The sequence below is a fragment of the Lichenibacterium minor genome (genome assembly GCF_004137685.1).
Classification (GTDB): Bacteria; Pseudomonadota; Alphaproteobacteria; order Rhizobiales; family Beijerinckiaceae; genus Lichenihabitans; species Lichenihabitans minor.
In genome coordinates, this window is record NZ_QYBB01000004.1 from 183,339 (window position 1) to 208,408 (window position 25,070).

A 25,070-nucleotide genomic window follows, 5' to 3' on the forward strand; every position below is an offset into this window, starting at 1 on the left:
GCCCGCCCGGTCGGGGCGCCCCTGCGATCGGGTCGACGCCGACCGCCATGCCCGGCTTCCGTCCCCGGTCCTTTCGGACCCTCCACCCTTGGGTCCTTGCATGACGCAGCCTGACGACCGCCATTTCGCCCCGCTCCATCGCGCCTGGGATGCGGACGAAGCCATGGACGGCATCGAGGAGATCGTCGACGACGCTCTCGAACACCTGCATCCCGACAGTCTGTGGCCGGCACACCCCGACGATGAGGACGTGCCGGACGGGCATGGTTCGATATATTTCGGCGCCGCGGGGGTGATCTGGGCACTACACCGCCTCGGCACGGCAGCGTTCGAAGGTCCGCGCAGCCCCGATTTGCCACCTCGTGACGTCGCGCACGCACCCACAGAGCCGTCCACGCGCCGCCGTGCGGGCACGCCGCGCGTTCCGGCCGGGATCGATCACGCAGGGCTGCTCGGGACGGCGTTGCGCCGCAACGCCCCCTGGTTTGCGGAAGGCCCCTATCCCGCCCACGCATCACTGCTGTTCGGCGACCTCGGCATCCTGCTCGCCCGGATGCGCGTCGCGCCGAGCGAGGAGCTCGCGGAGACCATTCACGCCCGCATCGCCGCGAACGAGTCTCTGCCGACGGTCGAGCTGATGTGGGGGCTGGCAGGCTCCATGCTGGCCTGCGTGTCGATGCGGACCATGACGGAGGACGCGAGGTTCGAACACCGGTTCAGGGCGCAGGCGACACGGCTGTTGGCCGAGTTGGACGACACCGACGACGGGCGCCTGTGGACGCAGGATCTGTACGGGCAGCGGCTCCGCCTTCTGAGCGCCGTGCACGGCTTCGCCGGCAACGCCCTCGCCCTCCTGCGCGGCTGGGACTGGCTCGATGCCGGGCAGCGCGCGAGCCTCGCCGAGTTCGTGCCCCGAACCCTCGCCGCGACGGCGGTGCCGTCGAGCTCCGGCGTCAACTGGCCCCAGTCCCTGCCGGCCTCGCGGCCGATCGAGCTCTGCCAACACTGCCACGGTGCGCCAGGCATCGTCACGGCCCTCGCCGATGCACCGTTTTCCACGCCGTCCTTCGAGAACATGCTGGTCGCGGGCGGTGAGCACGTGTGGGAAGCCGGCCCCCTGCGGAAAGGGGGGAACCTGTGCCATGGGACGGCCGGAAACGGATATGCATTCCTGAAGCTGTATCGCCGGACGGACGACCGCCTCTGGCTCGATCGCGCCCGGTGCTTCGCCATGGTGGCCCTCGACCAAGTGCGCGAACGCCGATCCGCGCTGGGACGGGGCCGGTTCTCCCTGTGGACGGGGGACATCGGCACGGCCCTGTACCTCCGCGGCTGCATCACGGGCAACGCCGCGTTCCCGACGGTCGACGTATTTTGACGGCCGCGGCAGGAACGCGCTCGCCGTTCGCTCAGGTGCCCGAGTCCGGCGCGTAGCCGTACTGGCTGTGGAGGCGTTCCAGCACGGCGTGGGGCAAGCGCAGCCGGGTCGCGAGGTAATGCAGGTAGGCGCGGTTGATGTCGCCGTGCTTGTCGATCGCCAGCAGCGAGGCCGCGTAGACCAGCGAAGCGAGATGCGGGTCGCGGACGTCGCGCAGCAGCACTTCCAGCGGCAGGGGTTTCTTGATCGCGGCGGTGATGAAGCCGCCCTCGCCAGCCTGGGATTCCAGCGTCGACAGGGCCGAGCGCAGCATGCGCTCCTCGTTGTCGTCGAGGTGCCCGTCCGCCATGGCGGCCGCCACCGCGGCGCGGATCAGCAGCTCCGCCTGGTTCTGGTCCAGGTGGCCCAGCGTCGTCGGCGGCGGCCCGAGCAGCTGCTGCCGGTTGCGGAGGTGGCTGTAGGCGAGCTTCGACGCCAGCACGTCGAGCGGCGCGTCGCCGAGCCCGGCTTCGGTGTCCGCTTCGGCCGAGGCGGCGGGCTGGGCCGCGGCGAGGCCGAGGCGGCGCGCCGCCGCGGCGAGGAGGTCGATGAAGGCGCTCATCGCAGGGGCCACACCGTCAGGATCGACGCCGTGCCGACCACGGCCACGACCAGCATCAGGGCGAAGCCGAGCCGCCGGGGCGGCCGCGGCGCATGGCGATCGGCCCCCAGCGACAGGATGTTGGCGCGGGAGCCGATCGGGCTGAAGAAATCGCAGGACGCCCCGACCGCGACGGCCATCAGGTAGGGATCGGCGGAGACGCCGAGCCGCCCCGCCAGTGCGGCCGCGACAGGGCCCAGCATCAGCACGGTCGCGGCGCCGTTGATCGCCGGCGAGGCCAGCAGCGCCACCGCCAGCGTGAGGCCCACGGTCCAGCCCGCCGGCACGGTCTGGGCCAGCGCGGCGAGGTGGCCCGCCAGCATGTCGGCGGCCCCCGACCGGCGCAGTGCCGCACTGATCGGCAGCAGCGTGCCGAACAGCACCACCATCGGCCAGGCCACGCTGCCGTAAACCTCCGCCATGGTGAAGACCCGCGCTCCCACCAGCGCCGCCACGGCGCAGAGCAGCGCGACGGCGAGCGGCAGCGCCCCCAGGGCGGCCAGCGCCAGGGCGCCCGCGAGCAGCAACGCCGGCACGGCGACGAGGCGGCGGCGGCCGAGCCGGAGGCGGCGCTCGGCGAGGGTCAGGCAGCCCAGCGTCGACAGGGTCGGCGCCATGGCGTCGAGCTCGCCCTGCAGCACCAGGACGTCGCCGGCGCGCAGCTTGGTCCGGCGCAGGCGCGCCACGATGGCGCCGCCGCGCCGGCCGATGGCGAGCAGGCCCATGCGGTGGCGCTCGTCGAGCCCCGCTTCCCCGGGCGAGCGGCCGACCAGCTCCGAGGTGGGCGTCACAACCGCTTCCACGACGCCGATGCGGTCGGGGTCGAGCCCGGCCGTGCCGCCGCCCACGATGAGCGACCCCGCCCGCTCCATCAGGGCCTGCAGGGCATCCGGCTCGCAGTTCAGCACCAGCACGTCGCCGGCCGCGATCTCGAAATCGCGGCGGGGCACGATGCGGCGGTAGCCTTCCCGGATGATGGCCGCCACCGCGACGGTGCGGTCCGCGCGCGCGCGCAGCGCCGCCACGGTCTGGCCGACGAGCGGCGACCCCGCCGGCACCGCGACCTCGCTGGTGTAGCTGTCGCCGGCGAGCGAGGTTTCCTCGTCGCGCTCGCGGCGCTGCTCGCCCGGCAGGAGCCGCCACGCGACCGCGAGGAACAGCACGCCCGCCACCGCGACTGCGGCGCCGACGGGCGCGAAGTCGAACACCCCGAAGGGCGCCCCTACGACGTCGCGCCGCAGGCTCGACGCGAGCAGGTTCGGCGGCGTGCCGATCGCCGTCACGAGGCCGCCCAGCAGCGACGCGGCGCCGATGGCGGCGACGAGCGGGGCGGGCGAGCGGCGGCTGCGGCGCACCGTCGCGCGGGCGGCGGGCAGCATCGCCGCATAGGCGTCGAAGTTGTTCATCACCGCCGACAGCGCCGCCGCGACGCCGCCGATGACGCCCACCTCCAGCCCGGTCCAGCGCGGCAGCAGCGCGAAGGCGGGGCGGGGCGCGTCGAGCAGGCCGGAGTCCCGCACGGCGGCGCTGATCACCAGCACGGCGGCGATGGCGGCGACCGCCGGATCGGCGAAGCCCGCGAAGGCCCCGTCGGCCGGCACGGCGCCGAGCAGCACGGCGGCGACCAGGGACAGCAGGCCCACGAGGTCGAAGCGCCAACGTCCCCAGGCGAAGAGCAGCATGGCCACCGCGCAGACGGCCAGGATGGCGGACTGGTCGTGGGTCACGGCGCCCACCGGACGGGGGGTGCCGGCCGCGGCATCGGGCGGGGACGCGCGGCGCGGCGCGGCGACGCCATCGGGTCGACGTTCCTCACGCGGTGCGGCGCCGTCGCATCGGGGCGGAAATATGTCGATCGGGACCGTTCATCTGGCGGGGGCTCGGCGTTGGGTGCGGTGGTGGATTGTGGGAAAGCGGCATGGAATTCGTCGAGGTGCTCATCGGTCTGCTGGCGGCCAGCGTGGCCCTGGCTTACGCGGCCCGGCACGCCCGCATGCCGGCGGCGGTCGCCCTGGTGCTGGGCGGCATGGCGCTGGCCTTCGTGCCCAACGTACCCCGAGTCGAACTCGATCCCCACATCGCGCTCGCATTTTTTCTGCCGCCGCTGCTCCAGGTCAGCGCCTACCGCACCGATTGGACGGCGTTCCGCTCGGCGCTGCGGCCGATCCTCCTGCTGGCGCTCGGCGCCGTCGTGTTCACGGCCGCCGCGGTCGCGGCGGTGACGAAGTGGCTCGCGCCCGAACTGCCCTGGGCGGCCTGCGTGGCGCTGGGCGCCATCGTGGCGCCGCCCGACGCCGTCGCGGCCTCGGCGGTGCTGAAGACCACCCGCATCCCGCGCCGGCTCGTCACCATCCTCGAAGGCGAAAGCCTGCTCAACGACGCGTCCTCGCTGATCCTGTACCGCGCCGCTATCGCCGCCACGGCGGCGGGCTCGGTGTCCTTCGGCGAAGCGGGCTCCTCCTTCGTCCTGTCCGCGCTGGGCGGCACCGCCATCGGCTACGCGGTGGGCCGCCTCGCCATCATGGCGACGATGGCCCTGGAGGACACGCTGCTCGAGATTTCGGCCGGCGTGCTGGCCGGCTTCGCGGGCTATTTCGGCGCCGAAGCCTTCGGGCTGTCGGGCGTGCTCGCCGCCGTGGCCTGCGGGCTCGTCACCGGGGTGCGGCAGCACGAGGTCCTGTCGGCGCGCACCCGCGTGGCGGCCACGGCCGTTTGGGATTTCATCGAGTTCGTGCTGACGAGCCTCGTCTTCATCCTGATCGGGCTGCAGCTCCGCGACGTCGTGGGGCGGCTCGGCGCCTTCGGGTTCCGGGACCTGGCCGTGCTGGCCCTGGCGACCTCCGCGGCCCTCATCGCCAGCCGGTTCGTGTGGGTCTACGGCACGTCGGGCATCCCCCGGGCGCTCGGGTTCAAGCGGGCGACGCTTCGGCCCAGCCACCTCGCCGTGATCTCCTGGGCGGGGATGCGCGGTGTGGTGAGCCTCGCGGCCGCGCTGGCGCTGCCCGTCGAGTTCCCCGGGCGCGACCTCATCATCTTCCTGGCCTTCTGCGCCATCCTGGTGACGCTGGTGCTCCAGGGGACGACGCTGGGCTGGGTCATCCGGCGGCTCGGCGTGGTGGAAGGCCCGGCCGAGGAAGGCGTCAGCCCGGAAGCGCGCGTGCGCCACGAGGCGGCCGCGGCGGCGCTGCGCACCATCGAGCACCGCCTCTACAACGGCCGCGTCCTGGGCCTGCCGGACGCCGACATGCTGCGGCACTACCGCCAGCAGCGCGACAACGCCGAAGCGATGATCGCCGGGCACGGCCTGGCGGCGAAGCGGCGCGAAGCGCGCCTGCAGCTGGAACTCTCGGCCGCCCACGCGGCGCGCCGCGCCGTGCTCGACCGCGCCGGCACCATCGACGGCGAGCTGCTGCAGTCGCTGGAAGAAGAGTTCGATTTCGACGAGGGGCGCCTCCGCCGCGCGCTCGGCGGCGACGAAAACCGAGGCTGATCGGCGGCCGGAGGACGCCGGGCCTTCCGCGCTGCCTCGGCGCCCGCGGTGCCCGTCATCGCATCCGCGAGCCGCGGGCATCCGGACCGGCACAGGCGCGACGGCCCGCGGCAGGGCCGTTGCTCGGGATCGCGCGCCGGCCCACGGCAGGGCGGCGCGCGCCCATGTCCCCCAGGGAGCCCGCCGAAAGCCCGCGGCTTCCGGCGGACCCGGTCAGTAGAGGCCGCCGGTGCCGTCGCTGGCGGAGCGTTCCGCCGGGGCGGAGGGGGCGGAGGTTTCGCCGCGCGACGCCGTGCGGCCCGCGCTGCCGTCAATGACCGAATAGCTGTCCGGCGGCGCCGTCCCGGGCTTGAAGGCTTCGATGATGGCGTCCTTGCCGTTCGACCGCATGCCCGAGCGATAGTCGACCTGGATCAGCTTGATGTTCAGCGGCGCGCGGAACGGCACGTCGGGCTTGTCCTTCAGCGCCGCCGCCATGAAGTCGCGGAACACCGGCGCGGCATATTCGGCCGCGAAGGCGGTGGCGCCGAGCGAGCGCGGCTGGTCGTAGCCGAGGTACAGCCCCACGGTCAGGTCGGACGAGTAGCCGACGAACCACACGTCCTTGGCGTCGTTGGTGGTGCCGGTCTTGCCCGCGAGGTTGCGGTTCAGCACCTTGATGGCCGAGCCGGTGCCCCGGGTGATGACGCCCTGCAGGATCGAGGTGACCTGGTAGGCCGTCATGGGGTCGATGACCTGCTCGCGCTTGTCGACCAGCTTGGGCTCGGCCTGGTCGGTCCAGGTTTGGGCGTCGCAGCCCTCGCAGCTTCGCTCGTCGTGGCGGTAGATCGAGTCGCCCCAGCGGTCCTGGATGCGGTCGATCAGGGTCGGCTTGATGCGCTTGCCGCCGTTGGCCAGCATCGAATAGGCCGTCACCATGCGCATCACGGTGGTTTCGCCCGCGCCGAGCGACATGGGCAGGTAGGGCGGCAGCTCGTCGTAGATGCCGAAGCGCTTGGCGTATTCGACGATCAGCGGCATGCCGATGTCCTTCGCGAGGCGGATCGTCATCAGGTTGCGCGAATGCTCGACCCCGTAGCGCAGCGTGTGCGGACCGGGGGGCGCATCGTCGTCGTTCTGCGGCCGCCAGGGCTCCTGGCCCGGGCCGCCGGGCAGCTCGATGGGGGCGTCGAGCACCGACGAGGAAGGCGTGTAGCCGTTGTCGAGCGCGGTGGCGTAGACGAAGGGCTTGAAGGACGACCCCGGCTGGCGTTGGGCCTGGGTGGCGCGGTTGAACTCGGACTGGTCGAAGGAGAACCCGCCCACCATGGCGAAGACGCGGCCCGTGTAGGGATCCATGGCGACGAGCGCGCCGGAGATTTCCGGCACCTGCTGCAGCCGCCATTGGCCGGCCTTGCCCTCGGCCGGCGCCACGTAGACGACGTCGCCCGGCGTCAGGATCGAGCGGATCGAGCGCTTGCCGGTCCACTTGATGCCGTCGAGGTTGAGCGTGCCGGTGTCGCGGTCCATGACCACCTCGCCGCCCTTGTCGCGGCCCGGCTGCAGGCCGATCCGGACGGCCGCGTCGCTGCCGTCGAGCACCACGGCGAGGCGCCATGGCTGGACGTCGCCGAGGACCGGGATGGCGGCCAGGGACGGGCCCCAGTCGCCCGTGAGGTCGATGTGGCGGACCGCGCCGCGGAACCCATGGGCCTCGTCGTAGCGCACGAGGCCGTCGACCAGGGCCTTGCGGGCCATGACCTGCATCTTCGGGTCGAGCGTGGTGCGGACGGACAGGCCGCCCTCGTAGAGCTTCTTGTCGCCGTAGCGCTCGAGCAGCTCGCGGCGCACCTCCTCGGCGAAATAGCCGGCCGCGTAGGTGTTGGGCGTGAGCACGCGCGGGTTGATGCCGAGCGGCTCCGCCCTTGCCTTGTCGGCGTCCGCCCGGGTGATGTACCCGTTCTCCGCCATGCGCGACAACACGTAGTTGCGGCGATCGATGGCGGCCTCGCGATGCAGGAACGGCTGGTAGTTGTTGGGGCCCTTGGGCAGGCCGGCGAGGTAGGCCACCTCGGAGATCGACAGCTCGTTGACGGATTTATCGAAGTAGTTCAGCGCCGCCGCCGCGATCCCGTAGTTGCCGAGGCCGAGATAGATCTCGTTCAGGTACAGTTCGAGGATCTTTTCCTTAGGATAGGTCTGCTCGATGCGCAGCGCCAGCAGCGCTTCGCGGATCTTGCGGCTGAAGCTCCGCTCGCTGGTCAGGAAGAAGTTCTTGGCGACCTGCTGGGTGATGGTGGAGGCGCCCTGGGCGCGCTTGCTGCCCTGCACCAGGACGCCGAGCGCGCGCAGGATGCCCTCGGGGTCGACGCCGTTGTGGGTGTAGAAGTTCTTGTCCTCGGCCGAGATGAAGGCCTCCTTCACCAGCGGCGGGATGGCCGCCGAGGGGAGGTACAGCCGGCGCTCGTGGGCGAACTCGGCGAGCAGGCTGCCGTCGCCCGCCTGCACGCGGGTCATCACGGCCGGCTCGTAGTTCTTCAGCTGGGTGTAGTCCGGCAGGTCCTTCTCGAACTTCCAAACGGTGCCGGCCGCCACGCAGGCGAGCACGACGAACACCAGCGCGCCGGTGGCGAACAGGAAACCGAAGAACCTGGCGACATGCCGCATCGGGTAACGCCTCGCGAGCGAAAGCTCTGAACATCGGGGCGGCGGCCGGGGCACGGCTGTCGCCACGGCGGTGGATTACCCGATCCGATGAGAAGATGCTGCGGCTGTTTTGTGGTCCGAATACGACCACCCCGGCCCGAGCCCTCGATTGGGCGCGCGGGTTTCAGGCTTCCTTCACACCTGTGTCGCCCACGCCACAACGAAGGGGCGTCGCCGCGGGGCCATCACCGCATCGCCGCCGCGCCGGGCGGCACCGGGGCCGGGGCCTCGCGCCCGGCGAAGAAGGCGTCCACCGACGCCGACACGCCGTCGGCCGCCTTGGCGCGCCAGTCCGGCGATTCGAGCGACCTCACGTCCTGCCCGCTCGACAGGTAGCCGAGTTCCAGCAGCACCGACGGCACGTCCGGCGCCTGCAGCACCTTGAAGCCGGCCGAGCGTTCGGGGTTGTGGTTCAAGCGCGCGATCTTGGCCCAGTAGCCCGCCAGCGTGCGTTGAAACCGGTGCGCGTAGCTGCGGGTTTCGCGCCGCGTCAGGTCGAAGAGGATGTCGGACACGTCGGCGGAAGCCTTCGGCGCCTCGTCGAGCCCCGCCGCGGCATCGCTCTGATTCTCGGTCGCGGCGACGCGAGCCGCTTCGGCGTCGCTCGCCCCGTCGGAAGCCGTGTAGACGGTGGCGCCCGACACGCTGCCGTCCGACAGCGTGTCGGCATGGACCGAGATGAACAGCGCCGCGTCCGAATCGCGCGCGACGCGGACCCGGTCGCTCAGCGACACGAAGCTGTCGTCGCGGCGCGTCATCACCACGCGGTAGCGGTCGCCGGCCGACAGTTTCGCCGCCAGGACGGTGGCGAACCGCAGCACCACGTCCTTCTCGACCGCGCCCGACACGCCGCTGGCGCCGGGGTCGACGCCGCCGTGGCCGGGGTCGATCACCACCACGGGCCTCGGATCGGCGGTCGGCGCCGGGGCCGCCGTGACGGTCACGGTCGCGGCCTCGTCCTGCGCCGGGCGCCGCGCCGCCGCGTGGAAGGCGGCACGGTCGGTCGGCACGAGCTCGACCGTCAGGCGGGACGCGTCCCCGCCCGCGATGCTGGCGACGTCGGCGCGGCGCAGCGCGGCCGGCCCGCCGAGGTCGACGACGATGCGGGAGCGGCCGGGCGCGAACAGGCCGAACCGGAATCCCCGGATCACGCCGACGCCCCCGGGGCCGAGCCGGCCCGCCGCCGGGTCGACCTGGAAGTTGACTTCGGGGAGGTCGAGGACGAGGCGGTCCGGCGCTTCGGTCAGGGCCGCCTGGACGGCCGCCCTGGCGCCGAGGTCCACGACGAGGCGCGTGACCCCGCCCACCACCGACACCCGGGCGTCGACCGCGACGGGCACGCCCGCCGGCAACGCCCCGGACGACACCGACCCGGACGGCGGCACCGCGCCGGACGACACTGGGATGGGCGGGTGCCAGCTCGGGTTCCTGACCGAGGCCGAGGCCGGCGCCACGGGGGCTGTGGCGAGGGCGGCGGCGGCGATCAGTGACGCGGCGCGGCGATCGATCCCCATCCTCAGCCCCGCCCCCCGGCACCCCGTCGCCCGACGGGATCGCCCGTCGGTGAGGATAGGCGGTAGCGGCCCGATGGTTAACCGCCCGTTGCGCCCGGGTCGCCGTTCCCACCCCGCTGTTGCCGGAAAGCGACGGTGGACCGCCAACTTGCCAAACTGCCGCGGCTGGCGCTATATTTCGCATGTCAAGGTCCCGACTCGGGCACGCCTCGCGGCGGCTCGCCTTCCAGGACCGGCTCGGACACCGATGGCCCGGCGCGCGCGCAGGGCATTCGCTTCGCGCGATTATCGGCCCGGGCTCGATCGGGCGGCACTCCGAACCTTCGGGCTCGCGTCGGACTTCCTTGGCAACGCGGCCGCAGTCGTCGGCCGTGCCGAGAGAGTCACCGCTCATGGTCCGCCCGCTTCGGGGTCGTCACGCTTCCGCACCATCCGTCCCCGGCGCCGACGAGCGCCGGGGCGGCTGCGGGCCGCGCGCCGGCGCCGTTCGGACCCCCGCGCCGCCCGCGACGGCCGGCGCATCCGCATATCGGGAGCCGGTCCGGCTGCCGTGTCCCCCCATCCGGCCCTCAGCCTCCGCGCGACAGGCCGCTCCCACCCTCCGCCGCGCACCCCGCTCCACGCCCCTCGACGTCTCGCCAGCATCGCGCCTGCGGTCGACCCGTCGAGCCCCCGCGTGCGCCGCCTGACGAACAGAGCCCCCATGTCCAACAGCAAGATGCTCATCGATGCCGCGCACCCGGAAGAAACCCGGGTCGTCGTGCTCAAGGGTAACCGCATCGAGGAATTCGACTTCGAATCCGCCAGCAAGAAGCAGCTGCGCGGCAATATCTACTTGGCCAAGGTGACCCGCGTCGAACCCTCGCTGCAGGCCGCCTTCGTGGAATACGGCGGCAACCGCCACGGCTTCCTGGCCTTCTCCGAAATCCATCCCGACTATTACCAGATCCCGTTCGCGGACCGGCAGGCGCTGCTGGAAGAGGAAGCGCGCGCCCACCGCGACGAGGACGACGAGCCCCGCGAAAGCCGCGGCGGCGAGGGCCGGAGCAACGAAGGCCGGAGCGGCGAAGGTCGCGGCGGCGAGGGCCGGGGCGACCGCAACGGGCGGCGCGGCGGCGAAGGCCGGAGCGGGCGCGGGGAAAGCCGCGGAGACCGCGAGCCCCGGGCCGACAAGGAGAACGGGGAAGCCGGCGAGAAGAGCGTCGAACGCTCCGCCCGCGAAGGCCGCGGGGACCGTGACGGAAGGGGCGGGCGCGAGGGCCGCGGCGAGCGCGGCCAGCGTCGCAGCCGACGCCATCGGCGCGACAATGCCCCGGCCACGGCCCTCGACCGGCGCGGGCCCGCCGACGAGAGCATCTCGGAGCCGGCCTTCGAGGCCGACGACGTCGTGACCGCCGCCGCGGTCGACCAGGACGCCGCCGTGTCGATGGACGCCGCCGCCGAAAGCGGCGAGTCCGCGCGCCTGGACGCCGATGCCGAAGCGCACGACGGCGCGGTCGCGCTCGGCACCGACGACGCCGTCGCGGACGAGCGGGTGTCGACCGCCGAGGGCGAGCCGGCCACGGGCGCCGACGAGACCACCGCGGACGACGGCGCGCCGCGATCCGAGATCGCCGCCGTCGAAGCGCAGGGCGCCGAGCCGCCCGCCTCGGACGTCGACGTCGTGGCCGCCGAAGCCCCGGCCGAGGATGCCGCCGAAACGGTGACGGCCGCCGCCGAGGAAAGCTACGTCGCCGAAGCCCATGCCGACGATGCGCCGCATGCCGGCGAGGCGCCCCATGAAGACGAGGCTGCCGACGTCGAGCCGGCGGTCGGGTCGGACCTGGCCGACGGCGGCGCGGCCCCTGCCGACCCCGTCGCCGAGGAGGCGGAGGTCGTCCCGGCCGAAGCGCGCGACGCCGACGAGGCGCGCGCCCCCGAGGGGGATGGTGCCGAGCACGAGGAGGAGCACGTCGAGCAGATCGGCGGCGACGCCCTGTCCGACGTGGCGCCGCGCCCCGTGCGCCTGCGCCGCCACTACAAGATCCAGGAGGTGATCAAGCGCCGCCAGATCCTGCTGATCCAGGTCGTCAAGGAGGAGCGCGGCAACAAGGGCGCGGCCCTCACCACCTACCTGTCCCTGGCGGGCCGCTATTCCGTGCTGATGCCCAACACCGCCAAGGGCGGCGGCATCTCGCGCAAGATCACCGACGGCGAGGACCGCAAGCGCCTCAAGGCCATCGCGGGCGAACTCGACGTGCCGGAAGGCATGGGGGTGATCCTGCGCACCGCGGGCGCGTCGCGCTCGCCGATCGAGGTCCGGCGCGATTTCGAGTACCTGCTGCGGATGTGGGAATCCGTGCGCGAGCTGACGCTGAAGTCGTCGGCGCCGACGCTGGTCTACGAGGAAGGGTCGCTGATCAAGCGCTCCATCCGCGACCTCTACTCGAAGGAGGTCGAGGAGGTCGTGGTGTCGGGCGAGGCGGGCTTCGCCGAAGCGCGCGACTTCATGCGCATGCTGATGCCCGGCAACGTCAAGGCCGTGCAGGAATACCGCGATCCCCAGCCGATCTTCGCCAAGTCCGGCGTCGAAGCGCAGCTCGACGCGATGTTCTCGGCCCATGTGACGCTGAAGTCCGGCGGCTACCTGGTGATCAACCAGACCGAAGCGCTGGTGGCCATCGACGTGAACTCGGGCCGTTCGACGCGCGAACATAACATCGAGGACACGGCGCTGCGCACCAACATGGAGGCCGCCGACGAGGTGGCCCGCCAGCTGCGCCTGCGCGACCTCGCCGGCCTCATCGTGGTCGACTTCATCGACATGGAGGAGGGCCGCAACAACCGCGCCGTCGAGCGCCGCATCAAGGAAGCGCTGAAGAACGACCGGGCCCGCATCCAGATCGGCCGCATCTCCCACTTCGGCCTGCTGGAGATGTCGCGCCAGCGCATCCGCACCGGCGTGCTCGAAGGCTCGACGGTGGTGTGCCCGCATTGCGCCGGCGCCGGCACGGTGCGGTCGACCGCCTCGATCGCGCTCCACGTGCTGCGCCTCGTCGAGGACGCCCTGATCAAGGACGCGGCCTACGACCTCGTGGTGCGCAGCCGCGGCGAGGTGGCGCTCTACATGCTGAACCAGAAGCGCGCCAAGCTGGTCGAGCTCGAGCAGCGGTTCGGCGTCACCATCACGGTCGAGGGCGACCCGGCGCTGACCGGCATGGTCTACCATGCCATCGAGCGCGGCGAGCTCGCCACCCCGGCCGAGGCGCCCGCGCCGCGGCAGGACCTCGTGCGCGTCGACTCCATCGCGCCGATCTTCGAGCCCGGCAGCGAGTTCGAGGACGAGGCCGTCGAGCCGGCGGCCGAGGAGGTCGAGGCCGAGAGCGACGCCGGCAGCGAGGGCGGTGAGACCGCTTCGGCCGACGCGGCCGAGGGCGGGGAGCGCCGCCGCAAGCGCCGCCGCCGGCGCCGCGGGCGGGACCGGGACGACGCGGGCGAGGTGTCGGGCGACGCCGCCCAGCCGTCCGACGAGGGCTTGGCCGCAGCGGCGGAGATCGACGGCGACGTGGCGCCGGAGCCCCTGCCGGCCATCGGCTTCTCGGCCGAACCGGACGGGACCGACGCCGTGGACGCGGAGGCGACCGTCGGCCTCGCCGACGACGCCGTCCCGGCCGAGGCGGCGACGGCGGACACCGCCCGCGTCGACGCGGCGGTGCCGGATGCGGTCCCGGTCGAAAGCCCCGCGTCGCCCGTCGAGGCCGAAGCGCCCGTGGTCGAGGAAGCGCCGAAGCGCCGGCGCTCGCGCCGCACCGCCGTGCGCGTCGAGGACGAGGCGGCCCCGGCCGCCGAGCCCGAGGCGACCGTCGAGGAGGCGCCGAAGCGGCGCAGGCGCCCGTCCCGCGCCCGGGATGCCGAGGTCGAGGCGACGCCCGCCGTCGAAGCCGCGCGCGAGGAGGAGCCCGTGGGGGCCCGCCCGTCCGCGGACCGGGACGTCGGAGCCGACACGGTCGAGCACCACGCTCCGGCGGACGACGCGGCCGTGACCGCGGCGCCGGCGGAATCGACGGTCGACACCCTCGCGACCGCCGCCGATGCCGCGCCCGATGCCGCCTCCGCCGAGCCGCAGCCGGACCAGCCGAAGCGCTCGGGCTGGTGGCAGCGGGCCAAGTCGTCCTTCGGCGCATGACCGGAGCCGCCGCGCGGGGAGCACCTCCCCGCGCGGCGGGCTCGCGGCGGATCGCGGCGGCGAGCCTTGGAAAGGCCGCATCGGCGCATCATGGACGTGAGCGAATCATCCGGGCCTGTCGCCCGCGCGGCACCTGAAGGGACGAGAATGATGGAAGCTCGAAGCCGGCCGATCCCGGCGATCCGCTCCGCGCTCGCGGGACTGGGCCTGCTGGTCGCCGGCGTCCTCGGCACCGGTCCGGCCGCGGCGGCCGAGTTCACCCCGGCCCAGAAGGCCGAGATGGGCGGCGTGATCCGCGACTACCTGTTGCAGAACCCGGAGGTGCTGCAGGACGCGATGGCGGAGCTGGAGCGCCGCCAGAAGTCGCAGGAGGAAGCGAAGCGCTCCCAGGTGGTCGACGGCAATGCGGGCCAGCTGTTCGGCGGTCCGGGCGACGTCGTGCTCGGAAACCCCAAGGGCAAGGTCACGCTCGTCGAGTTTTTCGATTACAACTGCGGCTACTGCAAACGCTCGCTCGACGACATCGCCAAGCTGATGAAGACCGAGCCCGACATGAAGCTCGTGCTGAAGGACTTCCCCGTGCTCGGCCCGGGCTCCGTCGAAGCCGCCTACGTGGCCGGTGCGGCGCGCAACCAATTCAAGGGCGAGCAGTTCTGGCAGTTCCACCAGAAGCTGCTCGGCGGCCAGCACGGTCCCGTCGGCAAGGCGCAGGCGCTGGCCGTCGCCAAGGACATGGGCGCCAACATGGACCAGCTGGCGAAGGACGCGGCGAGCCCCGAGGTCAAGAGCTCGATCCAGGGCACCATGCAGCTCGCCGACGCCCTGGCCCTCACCGGCACCCCGTCCTTCGTGGTCGGCCACGACGTCGTGGTCGGTGCCGTCGGCTACGACGAGCTGAAGAGCCGCGTCGACAGCGTCCTGAAGTGCGGCAAGGCCGTCTGCTCCTGACCGCGGCACCGGTTGGCTTTGTGGCCGATCATTCATTATGAGGACGTGACGCGCGCCGGGGCTTCCGCCCCCGGCGTCCTTCCATCCTCGCGGGGCTCCGCAGGCGGCCCGCCCACCCCCATCAGAAGACCTTTATGCCCATGATCCGAAACGGCCTGCGGACGCGCCCCAAGGGGACCAAACCGACGCCCGCCGGCACCGGCCCGACCGCCATCGACCCCGACCTGGTCCGCACGCTCGCCACGCTGCTGTCCGACAGCGACCTGGCCGAGATGGAGATCGAGAAGGGCGACCTTCGCATCAAGCTCGTGCGCCACACGGCCGTGACCTACGCGCCGCACATGCAGCAGCCCGTGATGGTGTCCGCCGCGCCCGCGCCGGCGTCCTTCCCGGCCGCCTCGGCTCCCGAGGCTCCCGCCGCCGACCACCCCGGCGCGGTGAAGTCGCCCATGGTGGGCACCGTTTATCGCCGGGCGAGCCCCGACGCGAAACCCTTCGTCGAGGTGGGCAGCGCCGTGAAGGCCGGCGAGAAGATCCTGCTCGTCGAGGCCATGAAGACCTTCAACGAGATCGTGGCGCCGCGGGCCGGCACCGTTTCCGCGGTGCTGGTGGAGGACGGGCAGCCGGTCGAATACGGGCAGCCGCTGCTCGTGATCGAATGACGCGGCCCATGTTCGACAAGATCCTCATCGCCAACCGGGGCGAGATCGCGCTGCGCGTCCTGCGGGCCGCGAAGGAGCTCGGCATCGCCACCGTGGCGGTGCACTCGACCGCCGACGCGGACGCCATGCACGTGCGCCTCGCCGACGAGAGCGTGTGCATCGGGCCGCCCCCGGCCCGCGACAGCTACCTCAACATCCCCGCCCTCCTGTCCGCCTGCGAGATCACCGGCGCCGACGCCATCCACCCCGGCTACGGCTTCCTCAGCGAGAACGCCCGCTTCGCCGAGATCCTGCAGGACCACGACATCGCCTTCATCGGCCCGAAGGCCGAGCACATCCGCACGATGGGCGACAAGATCGAGGCGAAGCGCACCGCGCGCGCCCTCGGCATCCCCTGCGTGCCGGGCTCGGACGGCGGCATCACCGACGACGAGACGGCGCAGGCCGTCGCCGCCGAGATCGGCTTCCCGGTCATCGTCAAGGCGGCGGCGGGCGGCGGCGGGCGCGGCATGAAGGTGGCCCGCACCGAGGCCGACCTGTCGGACGCGCTCGGCACAGCGCGCTCCGAGGCCAAGGCGGCCTTCGGAGACGATGCCGTCTACATCGAGAAATACCTCGAGAAGCCGCGCCACATCGAGATCCAGATCCTCGGCGACGGCCAGGGCAACGCCATCCACCTCGGCGAGCGCGACTGCTCGCTGCAGCGCCGCCACCAGAAGGTGTGGGAGGAAGGTCCCTCGCCGGCGCTCAACGCCGCCCAGCGCGCCGAGATCGGCGAAACCTGCGCGGCGGCGATGCGCAAGCTCGGCTACCGCGGGGTGGGGACGATCGAGTTCCTGTACGAGGACGGGAACTTCTACTTCATCGAGATGAACACCCGCATCCAGGTCGAGCATCCCGTCACCGAGATGATCACCGGGATCGACCTCGTCAACGAGCAGATCCGCATCGCGGCGGGCTCGCCCCTCACGTTGAGCCAGGCGGACGTGCGGCTCGACGGCCACGCCATCGAGTGCCGCGTGAATGCCGAGCACCCGGACACGTTCAGGCCCTCGCCGGGGCGGATCAGCTACTTCCACCCGCCGGGCGGGCTGGGGGTGCGGGTCGATTCCGCCGCCTACCAGGGCTACACGATCCCGCCGAACTACGATTCGCTCGTCGGCAAGCTGATCGTCCACGGCCGGACCCGGACGGAAGCGCTGATGCGGCTGCGGCGTTCGCTCGACGAGTTCATCGTCGACGGCATCGACACCACGCTGCCGCTGTTTCGCACGCTGGTGCGCAACACGGACGTCCAGAACGGCGACTACGATATCCACTGGCTGGAGCATTTCCTCGCCGCCCAGAACGGGTGATCCCCGGTCTCCACGCCCCTGGGCTGTGGACGACCGGGCCGGACCGCCCCGCGACCGGTGCCCGCGGGCGCGCGGCGTGGCATGGGTTTCGCTCGACGCGACGGAACGCGTCCTCCGGGTTCCGCCCGCAGGATCCCGGAAGCCGGCGGCTTCCGGGTGCCGAGCCATCGCAAGGGGAGAACACCGTGAAGCGCGAAGACCTGACCGAGAAGCTGCTCGACATCAAGCGCGAGAAGGGCTGGACCTGGAAGCACATCCAGGACGAGATCGGCGGCCTGTCGCCCATCCTCATCACCGCCGCCTGCATGGGGCAGATGAAGTTGCCCAAGGCCCAGGCCCGCAAGGCGGCCGAGCTGTTCGGCCTCACCCTGTCCGAGGAGCGCATGCTGAACGAGCCGCCCTACCGCGGCTCCATCCCCAGCATGCCGCCGACCGACCCCCTGATCTACCGCCTCTACGAACTCGTGATGGTCTACGGCACGACCTTCAAGGAGCTGATCCAGGAAGAGTTCGGCGACGGCATCATGTCGGCCATCGACTTCAACATGACCATGGAGCGCGAGCCCAACAACAAGGGCGACCGAGTGAAGCTCGGCATGTCGGGCAAGTTCCTGCCCTACAAATACTACGGCAACGAGGACGGCGTGCCGGACTACGGCTTCAAGGAGCCGTGATCGACGCGGCGCGGCCGCCCTTCTCAGGCCGCGCCCCGTTCTTTATCGTCGCGGCGCCGGGGCCGTCCCGGCGCCGACGAGGCCGCGACGCCATGGGACGATTGTCCACGCATGTTCTCGACACGGCGCGGGGCCGTCCCGCGGCCGGCATCCCGGTCGCGCTGCACCGCATCGCCGACGACGGCGCCCGCATGCCGCTGGCCGACGCCGTCACCAACCGCGACGGCCGCACCGACGCGCCGCTCCTGGCCGGCGACGCCTTCGCGCCCGGCACCTACGAGCTGACCTTCTCGGTGGGGGCGTATTTCGAGGCCATCGCGCCCGGCGCGCCCTTCCTCGACAGCGTGCCGCTCCGCTTCACGCTGTCGGAGGCGGACGGCCACTATCACGTCCCGCTCCTCGTCTCGCCCTGGAGCTACTCCACCTACCGGGGATCCTGATGGCAGACGGCTACCCGCGCGACCTCGTCGGCTACGGCGAGCACCCCCCGCACCCGCGCTGGCCCGGCGACGCGCGCATCTGCGTGCAGTTCGTCATCAACTACGAGGAGGGCGGCGAGAACAACGTGCTGCACGGCGACGCCGCGTCGGAAGCCTTCCTGTCCGAGATCGTCGGTGCCCAGCCCTGGCCGGGCCAGCGCCACGCCAACATGGAGTCGATCTACGAATACGGGTCCCGCGCCGGCTACTGGCGCCTGCACCGCATGTTCACGGAACGAGACATTCCCGTCACCGTCTACGCCGTGGCGTCGGCCCTCGGGCGCTACCCGGGCATCGTCGAATCGATGCAGCGTGCCGGGTGGGAGATCGCGTCCCACGGCCTGAAATGGATCGACTACCGCGACCACGCCCCGGAAGCCGAGCGTGCCGATATCGACGAAGCCGTGCGGATCCACACGGAGCTGACCGGCGAGCGGCCGCTGGGGCTGTACCAGGGCCGGACCTCGATCAACACGCTGGGGCTCGGCTGCGAGGAAGGCGGTTTCCTCTACCTGTCTGACGCTTACGCGGACGAGCTGCCCTATTGGATCGAGGGCGCGCCGGGGCCGCAGCTCGTGGTCCCCTACACGCTCGACGCCAACGACATGCGCTTCGCGACGCCCCAGGGCTTCAACAGCGGCGACCAGTTCTTCGCCTACCTGAAGGACAGCTTCGACACGCTCTACGCCGAAGGGGCGACTGCGCCCAGGATGATGTCCGTGGGGCTGCACTGCCGCCTCGTGGGGCGGCCGGGCCGGGCCGCCGCCCTGGGGCGCTTCCTCGACTACGTGCGCGCGCACGACCGGGTGTGGCTGGCGCGGCGCGTCGACATCGCCCGTCATTGGATCCGCACGCATCCGCCCGCCGGTGGCTATCGCCCGAGCCGCATGGGCGAAGCGTTGTTCGTGGACGTGTTCGGGGACGTCTTCGAGCACACGCCGGAGATCGCCCGGCGAGCTCACCGCGCCGGGCTCGGGGCGACCCAGGACACGGCCGATGGGCTCCACGCCGCGATGGTCGGAGCGCTGCGCACCCTGCCGCGCGACGCCCAGCGCGCCCTGCTCGACGCGCATCCCGATCTCGCCGGCCGCCTGGCGCTGGCGAAAGGGCTGACGCCGGACTCGACGGGGGAACAGGCCGGTGCCGGGCTCGACCGCTTGAGCGCCGTCGACCTCGCGCGCTTCACGGACCTCAATCGGCGCTACCGCGAGCGCTTCGGGTTTCCCTTCATCATGGCGGTGAAGGGCCGGAAGGCGGACGACGTCATGTCCGCCTTCGAGGAACGGCTGGAGAACGAGGCGGGCGAGGAGTTCAACCGCGCCGTCCTCGAAGTGGAGCGCATCGCGCTCCTCAGGTTGAGGGACCGCCTGCCCGCGACGGGATAGGATCCCAAACCTCCTCCGCGACGGACAGGCCGATGCGCCTCCGTCGCGCCTCGCGAGCGGCCGCGCGCGTTCGCGCCTGCCGCCCGTCGAGACCTTCGACCGCTGGTATCAGAGCGCGCGCAGGATGCGGCGGATCGGGTGGCCGGGGAGACCGCGGCGGTAGCCGTAGCGGCGATGGCCGAAGGGACGGCGATAGCCGAAGCCGCGACGGAAGCCGAAGCCGCGGCGGTGGTAGCCGCGGCGGAAGTAGACCTGCTCGGTGGCCGCGGAGGCGGCAGGAGCGGCGGCTTCGATGGCGGCGGCACCGGCCATGGGCGTGGCGGCGGCCGGCTCGGCAGCCAGGGCGGCGGCGCCGAGGGCGAGGGCGGCGATCAGCGTTGTGGCGAGGGAACGGGACAAGGTCGAACACTCCATCATGGGACAGCGCCCATCGAATGCCCTGCCCCGAAGGTCAGTTCCCGGTTCCTCCACGGCATGACGCGGAATGTGCCACTTCAGTAGACGTCATTGCGCACGAACCATTCAGCGGCGGGCCTGTGCCCCTGCCCCAGCGCGTCCTCGTAATAGGTCGTGATCGATTCGACGGCACGCGACAGGGCATGGTGCGGGCCGGCATGCGTTTCGGCGGTCAGCACGTTCGCGGATTCCTGCACCGGCGTCCGAATGTAGTGGCTCTGCTCGAAGAAGTAGCGACCGTCGTCGGTCTCGTAGACCCTGATCGATACCCGGAACCGTTCGGCCCCGGTCTGAAAATAGATATGGTATTCGGAGAAGAATTTATGGAACGCGACGACGTGCGGGTGTCGCAGCGCGTGCAGTTCATGGGCGGACATCATCTTCGCTCTCTCGACATCCCGCCATCCTTCCACACGCGGCGCGGGTTGAAAAGCCGAGCTCACGTCTTCAGGCGATAACCGGTCCGGAAGATCCAGGCGATCAGCCCGGCACACAGCGCCAGGATGGCCAGCGTCATGCCGAAGCTCACCTCGGGCGGCACGTCGGCGTGGCCGAGGAAGCTCCAGCGGAAGCCGTTCACGAGGTAGACCACCGGGTTGAGGTAGGCGACCTCGCGCCAGGGCGAGGGCAGCGAATCGATGGAGTAGAAACTGCCGCCGAGGAAGGTGAGCGGCGTCACGATCAGCAGCGGCACGAGCTGCAGCTTCTCGAAGCCGTCGGCCCAGATGCCGATGACGAAGCCGAAGGCGCTGAAGGTCACCGACGTCAGCACCAGCGCGACGAGCATCCACAGCGGATGCTCGACGTGCAGCGGGACGAACAGCGCCGAGGTGGCGATGATGATGAGGCCGAGCACGATCGACTTCGTCGCCGCCGCCCCGACATAGCCCGCCACGATCTCGAAGGCGGAGATCGGCGCCGACAGGATCTCGTAGATCGTGCCGGTGAAGCGCGGGAAGTAGATGCCGAACGACGCGTTGGCGATGCTCTGCGTCAGGAGCGACAGCATCACGAGGCCGGGCACGATGAAGGCGCCGTAGCTCACCCCGTCGACGGACTGGATGCGGGAGCCCAGCGCGGCGCCGAAGACCACGAAGTAGAGCGAGGTGGAGAGCACCGGCGACACGATGCTCTGCGTGACGGTGCGCAGCGTGCGCGCCATCTCGAAGCCGTAGATCGCCCGGACGGCATGGACGTTCATGCGCGGGTCCTCACGGCGCGGGTGGACACGGCGACACCCATTCAGCGCCCCTCCACGTCGGCCGGCGCGCGCCCGGGCGGGGCCGGTTCGGCGGGTGATCTGACGAGGTCCACGAAGATGTCCTCCAGCGTATTCTGCGACGTCGTGACGTCCCGCACCGCGACGCCGGCCGACGCGAGGTCGACCATCAGGGCGCGGATATCGACGGGGCCGCCGCCCGGCTCGTAGGTGTAGGTGAGGCGGGCGCCGTCGGCGGAAGGCTTCAGGCGGTGGCGCGCCAGGGCGGCCGGCACGGCGGGCAGCGGCGCCGCGAGGTCGAGCACCAGGCGCTTGCGGCCGAGCTTCTGCATCAGCGCGGCCTTCTCTTCGACCAGGATCAGCTCGCCGCCGCGGATCACGCCGACGCGGTCGGCCATCTCCTCGGCCTCCTCGATGTAGTGGGTCGTGAGCACGATGGTGACGCCGTCGCGCCGCAGCCCGTCGACGAGGCGCCACATGTCGCGGCGCAGCTCGACGTCGACGCCCGCGGTCGGCTCGTCGAGGAACAGCAGCCGCGGCTCGTGCGACAGCGCCTTGGCGATGAGCACGCGGCGCTTCATGCCGCCGCTGAGCTGGCGGAGCTGGCTGTCCTTCTTTTCCCACAGCGACAGGTCGCGCAGCACCTTTTCGATGTGGGCGGGATCACGCCGCTTGCCGAACAGCCCGCGGCTGAACGTGACGGTGTCCCACACGGTCTCGAAGGCGTCGGTGGTAAGCTCCTGGGGCACGAGGCCGACCATGCCGCGGGCGGCGCGGTAGGCGCCCGCGATGTCGTGCCCCCCGACCGTCACACGGCCGGACGTCGCACGGACGAGCCCGCAGGCGATGGAGATCATCGTGGTCTTGCCGGCGCCGTTGGGGCCCAGCAGCGCGAAGATCTCGCCTTCGCGGACGTCGAGGTCGATCCCCTTCAGGGCCTGGAAGCCGGTCGCGTAGGATTTGGTCAGCTTGGAAATCGAAAGGATCGGCTGCATGACCGTGCTGGTAGCCGATCCCGCCGTCAGGGGGAAACGGGAAAACCCGATCTCGGCGGTGCCGACGCCGCCCGCGACCGGCGAAGCGGGGCGCCAGGCCGGCGCGGGCGGCCCGGGCCGCCGGCGCGCCGGACGGGCGCTTCGCCGGCTCAGCGCCGGTTGGCGACCAGGTCGTCCACCACCGAAGGGTCGGCCAGCGTCGAGGTGTCGCCGAGCGAGCCGAGTTCGTTCTCGGCGATCTTGCGCAGGATCCGCCGCATGATCTTGCCCGAGCGTGTCTTGGGCAGGCCCGGGGCGAACTGGATCACGTCCGGCGACGCGATCGGGCCGATCTCCTGGCGGACGTGGGCGACGAGCTGCTTGCGGAGCGCGTCGGACGCCTCGATGCCCTCCATCAGCGTCACGTAGGCGTAGATGCCCTGCCCCTTCACGTCGTGGGGGTAGCCCACCACCGCCGCTTCCGACACCGTGTCGTGCGCCACGAGCGCGCTTTCCACCTCGGCCGTCCCCATGCGATGCCCCGACACGTTGATGACGTCGTCGACGCGGCCGGTGATCCAGTAGTCGCCGTCCGCGTCGCGGCGGCAACCGTCGCCGGTGAAGTATTTGCCCGGGTAGGCCGAGAAATAGGTGTCCTCGAAGCGCTTGTGGTCCCCGTAGACCGTGCGCATCTGGCCCGGCCAGCTGTCGGCGATGACGAGGTTTCCCTCGCAGGCCCCCTCGAGCACGTTGGCTTCGGCGTCCATCACCTCCGGCTTCACGCCGAAGAAGGGCTTGGTGGCCGAGCCGGGCTTGAGGCGGGTGGCGCCGGGCAGCGGCGTGATGAGGATGCCGCCGGTCTCGGTCTGCCACCAGGTGTCGACGATGGGGCAGCGGCCCTCGCCGACGACGCGGTGGTACCATTCCCAGGCTTCCGGGTTGATCGGCTCCCCGACCGAGCCGAGCAGGCGCAGGCTGGCGCGGCTGGTGCGCTTCACCGGCTCGTCGCCCGAGCCCATCAGGGCGCGGATGGCGGTCGGGGCCGTGTACAGGATCGACACCGAATGCTTGTCGACCACCTCCCACAGGCGCGACACGGTGGGATAGTTGGGGATGCCCTCGAACATCAGGGTCGTGGCGCCGTTGGCGAGCGGCCCGTAGACGATGTAGCTGTGGCCCGTGACCCAGCCGACGTCCGCCGTGCACCAGTAGACGTCCTGCTCGTGCACGTCGAAGACGTATTGATGCGTCATCGACGCGTAGACGAGGTAGCCCCCGGTGGTGTGGAGCACGCCCTTCGGCTGGCCGGTCGAGCCCGACGTGTAGAGGATGAAGAGCGGCGCTTCCGCGTCCATCTCGACGGGCTCGCACTCGGTGCCGACGTCGGCGGCGAGCTCGTCGTAATAGGCGTCGCGGCCCGCCTGCATCGCCACGGCGCCGCCGGTGCGCTTCACCACGATGACACGCTCGACGAGGCCGGACTTGGCGATGGCGGCGTCCACGTTCTTCTTCAGCGGCACGACCCGGCCGCCGCGCAGCGATTCGTCCGACGTGATGACGACCCTGGAATCGCAGCCGGTGATGCGGCCCGCCAGCGCGTCCGGCGAAAAGCCGCCGAACACGACCGAGTGGATCGCGCCGATGCGCGCGCAGGCCAGCATGGCGAAGGCCGCCTCGGGGATCATCGGCATGTAGATCGTGACGCGGTCGCCCTTGGCGACGCCCTCGCGCTTCAGCACGTTGGCGAAACGGCACACCTCGGCGTGCAGCTCGCGATAGGTGATCCGGCGGGAATCCTTCGGGTCGTCGCCTTCCCAGATGATGGCGACCTTGTCGCCCTTGTCGGCCAGGTGGCGGTCGATGCAGTTCATCGCCACGTTGGTGGTTCCGTCCCCGAACCACTCGATGGCGACGGCGCCGGGCGCGAAGGAGGTGTTCTTGACGCGGGTGTAGGGCTTGATCCAGTCGATCCGCATGCCGTGCTCGCCCCAGAACCCTTCCGGGTCCTTCATCGAGCGGGCGTACATCTCACCGTAGCGGTGCGCCCCGATCAGCGCCTTGTTCTTGAACGACTCCGGCACATCGTGAACGTGCTGGGACATCGATTTCCTCCTCGACCCTGTGGCCTTATCGCACCGGCCTCTGGGGACCGCCTGCGGAAAGCTTACAAAGTGAAAAGCTTCGTCACAAGGGCGAGGCACGCCGGCCCCGGGGTCCGGCGCGCAAAAGAGCTTTGCGCGCCGGATCGGTCAGGAGCAGTCCTTGGCGACCCGATCGAGCGCCGGACCGAGGCCGTTCAGGGAATAGGAATCGGTCGCCACCGCGCCCTTGCTGCTCGGCGCCTTCACGACGAGGCGGCCGTGCTTCTTCATGGTGCCGACGAGCTGCCCTTCCTGCGCGGAATCCTTCATCCACGCGTTCTGGCCCTTGGTGACGAGGTCGAAGCCGGTGGTGCCGACCTCCGCCTTGGCGTCGCCGCTGCCCTCCTTGAGGGGCAGGCCCATGATCACCGACACTTCGTTCCTGACGTGTTCGCCGGGGCGGGTCGAGATGAAGATGTAGCCCTGTTCGCGCTTCAGCGACGAGGGGGTGCGCTCCTTGGGCTGGGCCAAGGCATAGCAGATCTTGCTCTTCGCGCCCTGGGCCTCGTAGGCGCCCCAGTCGCCGTAGGTGCCCACGAGCTGCGGCTTGGACGACAGCGCCGGCTTGGCATCCGCCTTGGCGTCCTGCGCCTTTTCGGCCGCCTTGACGGGCTTCTTGTGGCTCGCCGCCAGGGCGGGACAGCCGGCGAGCAGGCTCACGACGGCCGACGCCGCGACGATCGAGCGGCCCTGCCCCTTCAGCACACGGATCATGGTGTTGGCCCCTTCACGGTCGACGGAGAACGCGGGCGGACCCTAGTCCGCGATGCGTAAAGATTGAATGATCTCCCTCATGGCCGACCGTCGCGGCGAAATTCGGGTGGTGTGGCGCGGCGGCGTCGCGGCGGCGGGGCCCCGGCGTGCCACGATGCCGCGTCGCGGAGTCTTCCCGGGGATGGGACGAG

Annotated in this window: 19 protein-coding genes; 9 read left to right on the plus strand and 10 right to left on the minus strand. The window is 71.4% G+C overall.

Features of this window, described 5'->3' with window-relative positions:
* Positions 1 to 163 precede the first annotated feature (163 nt).
* Positions 164 to 1,378 carry a lanthionine synthetase C family protein gene (locus D3273_RS06115; protein WP_245501023.1) on the plus strand — a complete coding sequence of 405 codons (1,215 nt, stop codon included), beginning with the start codon at positions 164 to 166 and terminating at the stop codon, positions 1,376 to 1,378.
* Between the two features lie 31 nt (positions 1,379 to 1,409).
* Here D3273_RS06115 and D3273_RS06120 read toward each other — a convergent pair whose 3' ends face one another.
* The gene (locus D3273_RS06120; protein ID WP_129224544.1) at positions 1,410 to 1,979 is read right to left on the minus strand and encodes a DUF533 domain-containing protein; all 570 of its coding nucleotides are present in this window, start codon (positions 1,977 to 1,979) and stop codon (positions 1,410 to 1,412) included.
* Positions 1,976 to 3,745 (minus strand): SLC13 family permease, encoded by a 1,770-nt coding sequence (locus D3273_RS06125; protein ID WP_129224546.1) that lies wholly within the window; start codon positions 3,743 to 3,745, stop codon positions 1,976 to 1,978. Before D3273_RS06125 ends, D3273_RS06120 begins: the two co-directional genes overlap by 4 nt.
* A gap of 191 nt (positions 3,746 to 3,936) precedes the next feature.
* On the opposite strand from D3273_RS06125, the gene D3273_RS06130 reads away from it, so the two are divergent.
* Positions 3,937 to 5,508: a Na+/H+ antiporter gene (locus D3273_RS06130; protein ID WP_129224548.1), complete on the plus strand. Its 1,572-nt coding sequence runs from the start codon at positions 3,937 to 3,939 to the stop codon at positions 5,506 to 5,508.
* A gap of 213 nt (positions 5,509 to 5,721) precedes the next feature.
* On the opposite strand, the gene D3273_RS06135 is transcribed toward D3273_RS06130, so the two are convergent.
* Both D3273_RS06135 and D3273_RS06140 read right to left on the minus strand, forming a co-directional pair.
* Entirely contained in the window at positions 5,722 to 8,154 is a 2,433-nt protein-coding gene (locus D3273_RS06135) for a penicillin-binding protein 1A (protein ID WP_129224550.1), read from the minus strand.
* A 224-nt stretch (positions 8,155 to 8,378) separates the two neighbouring features.
* Entirely contained in the window at positions 8,379 to 9,707 is a 1,329-nt protein-coding gene (locus D3273_RS06140) for an N-acetylmuramoyl-L-alanine amidase (protein ID WP_129224552.1), read from the minus strand.
* A gap of 703 nt (positions 9,708 to 10,410) precedes the next feature.
* Here D3273_RS06140 and D3273_RS06145 point away from each other — a divergent pair.
* The 7 genes from D3273_RS06145 (at position 10,411) to puuE (ending at position 19,375) form a co-directional block, all read left to right on the plus strand.
* Positions 10,411 to 13,872: an Rne/Rng family ribonuclease gene (locus tag D3273_RS06145; protein WP_129224554.1), complete on the plus strand. Its 3,462-nt coding sequence runs from the start codon at positions 10,411 to 10,413 to the stop codon at positions 13,870 to 13,872.
* A 150-nt stretch (positions 13,873 to 14,022) separates the two neighbouring features.
* Positions 14,023 to 14,820 carry a DsbA family protein gene (locus D3273_RS06150; protein ID WP_129224556.1) on the plus strand — a complete coding sequence of 266 codons (798 nt, stop codon included), beginning with the start codon at positions 14,023 to 14,025 and terminating at the stop codon, positions 14,818 to 14,820.
* Positions 14,821 to 14,960: 140 nt separating this feature from the next.
* Entirely contained in the window at positions 14,961 to 15,482 is a 522-nt protein-coding gene (gene accB / locus D3273_RS06155) for an acetyl-CoA carboxylase biotin carboxyl carrier protein (protein WP_129224625.1), read from the plus strand.
* Positions 15,483 to 15,490: 8 nt separating this feature from the next.
* Positions 15,491 to 16,837 (plus strand): acetyl-CoA carboxylase biotin carboxylase subunit, encoded by a 1,347-nt coding sequence (accC, locus tag D3273_RS06160; RefSeq protein ID WP_129224558.1) that lies wholly within the window; start codon positions 15,491 to 15,493, stop codon positions 16,835 to 16,837.
* A 185-nt stretch (positions 16,838 to 17,022) separates the two neighbouring features.
* Positions 17,023 to 17,511: a cyanase gene (gene cynS, locus D3273_RS06165; protein ID WP_129224559.1), complete on the plus strand. Its 489-nt coding sequence runs from the start codon at positions 17,023 to 17,025 to the stop codon at positions 17,509 to 17,511.
* A gap of 92 nt (positions 17,512 to 17,603) precedes the next feature.
* Positions 17,604 to 17,951: a hydroxyisourate hydrolase gene (uraH, locus tag D3273_RS06170; RefSeq protein WP_129224561.1), complete on the plus strand. Its 348-nt coding sequence runs from the start codon at positions 17,604 to 17,606 to the stop codon at positions 17,949 to 17,951.
* Positions 17,951 to 19,375, plus strand: a complete 1,425-nt coding sequence (gene puuE, locus D3273_RS06175) for an allantoinase PuuE (protein ID WP_129224563.1) — start codon at positions 17,951 to 17,953, stop codon at positions 19,373 to 19,375. Before uraH ends, puuE begins: the two co-directional genes overlap by 1 nt.
* A gap of 108 nt (positions 19,376 to 19,483) precedes the next feature.
* On the opposite strand, the gene D3273_RS06180 is transcribed toward puuE, so the two are convergent.
* From D3273_RS06180 to D3273_RS06205, 6 genes are all read right to left on the minus strand, one after another.
* The gene (locus D3273_RS06180) at positions 19,484 to 19,774 is read right to left on the minus strand and encodes a hypothetical protein (RefSeq protein WP_245501025.1); all 291 of its coding nucleotides are present in this window, start codon (positions 19,772 to 19,774) and stop codon (positions 19,484 to 19,486) included.
* A gap of 95 nt (positions 19,775 to 19,869) precedes the next feature.
* A complete protein-coding gene (locus D3273_RS06185) occupies positions 19,870 to 20,208 on the minus strand; it encodes a hypothetical protein (RefSeq protein WP_129224565.1) in 339 nt (112 codons plus the stop codon).
* A 62-nt stretch (positions 20,209 to 20,270) separates the two neighbouring features.
* Positions 20,271 to 21,032, minus strand: a complete 762-nt coding sequence (locus D3273_RS06190; protein ID WP_129224567.1) for an ABC transporter permease — start codon at positions 21,030 to 21,032, stop codon at positions 20,271 to 20,273.
* A gap of 41 nt (positions 21,033 to 21,073) precedes the next feature.
* Positions 21,074 to 22,045, minus strand: a complete 972-nt coding sequence (locus D3273_RS06195) for an ABC transporter ATP-binding protein (RefSeq protein WP_129224569.1) — start codon at positions 22,043 to 22,045, stop codon at positions 21,074 to 21,076.
* Between the two features lie 149 nt (positions 22,046 to 22,194).
* Entirely contained in the window at positions 22,195 to 24,126 is a 1,932-nt protein-coding gene (acs, locus tag D3273_RS06200; protein WP_129224571.1) for an acetate--CoA ligase, read from the minus strand.
* 147 nt (positions 24,127 to 24,273) lie between these two features.
* Entirely contained in the window at positions 24,274 to 24,879 is a 606-nt protein-coding gene (locus tag D3273_RS06205; RefSeq protein WP_129224573.1) for an invasion associated locus B family protein, read from the minus strand.
* Positions 24,880 to 25,070 lie beyond the last annotated feature (191 nt).

Excerpts from the sequence above, each read along its gene's own strand:
- D3273_RS06115 (WP_245501023.1), top strand. The coding sequence starts at position 164 with ATGGACGGCATCGAGGAGATCGTCGACGACGCTCTCGAACACCTGCAT.
- D3273_RS06120 (WP_129224544.1), bottom strand. The coding sequence starts at position 1,979 with ATGAGCGCCTTCATCGACCTCCTCGCCGCGGCGGCGCGCCGCCTCGGC.
- D3273_RS06130 (WP_129224548.1), top strand. The coding sequence starts at position 3,937 with ATGGAATTCGTCGAGGTGCTCATCGGTCTGCTGGCGGCCAGCGTGGCC.
- D3273_RS06135 (WP_129224550.1), bottom strand. The coding sequence starts at position 8,154 with ATGCGGCATGTCGCCAGGTTCTTCGGTTTCCTGTTCGCCACCGGCGCG.
- D3273_RS06140 (WP_129224552.1), bottom strand. The coding sequence starts at position 9,707 with ATGGGGATCGATCGCCGCGCCGCGTCACTGATCGCCGCCGCCGCCCTC.
- D3273_RS06145 (WP_129224554.1), top strand. The coding sequence starts at position 10,411 with ATGTCCAACAGCAAGATGCTCATCGATGCCGCGCACCCGGAAGAAACC.
- D3273_RS06150 (WP_129224556.1), top strand. The coding sequence starts at position 14,023 with ATGGAAGCTCGAAGCCGGCCGATCCCGGCGATCCGCTCCGCGCTCGCG.
- accB (WP_129224625.1), top strand. The coding sequence starts at position 14,961 with ATGATCCGAAACGGCCTGCGGACGCGCCCCAAGGGGACCAAACCGACG.
- accC (WP_129224558.1), top strand. The coding sequence starts at position 15,491 with ATGTTCGACAAGATCCTCATCGCCAACCGGGGCGAGATCGCGCTGCGC.
- uraH (WP_129224561.1), top strand. The coding sequence starts at position 17,604 with ATGGGACGATTGTCCACGCATGTTCTCGACACGGCGCGGGGCCGTCCC.
- puuE (WP_129224563.1), top strand. The coding sequence starts at position 17,951 with ATGGCAGACGGCTACCCGCGCGACCTCGTCGGCTACGGCGAGCACCCC.
- D3273_RS06185 (WP_129224565.1), bottom strand. The coding sequence starts at position 20,208 with ATGTCCGCCCATGAACTGCACGCGCTGCGACACCCGCACGTCGTCGCG.
- D3273_RS06190 (WP_129224567.1), bottom strand. The coding sequence starts at position 21,032 with ATGAACGTCCATGCCGTCCGGGCGATCTACGGCTTCGAGATGGCGCGC.
- D3273_RS06195 (WP_129224569.1), bottom strand. The coding sequence starts at position 22,045 with ATGCAGCCGATCCTTTCGATTTCCAAGCTGACCAAATCCTACGCGACC.
- acs (WP_129224571.1), bottom strand. The coding sequence starts at position 24,126 with ATGTCCCAGCACGTTCACGATGTGCCGGAGTCGTTCAAGAACAAGGCG.
- D3273_RS06205 (WP_129224573.1), bottom strand. The coding sequence starts at position 24,879 with ATGATCCGTGTGCTGAAGGGGCAGGGCCGCTCGATCGTCGCGGCGTCG.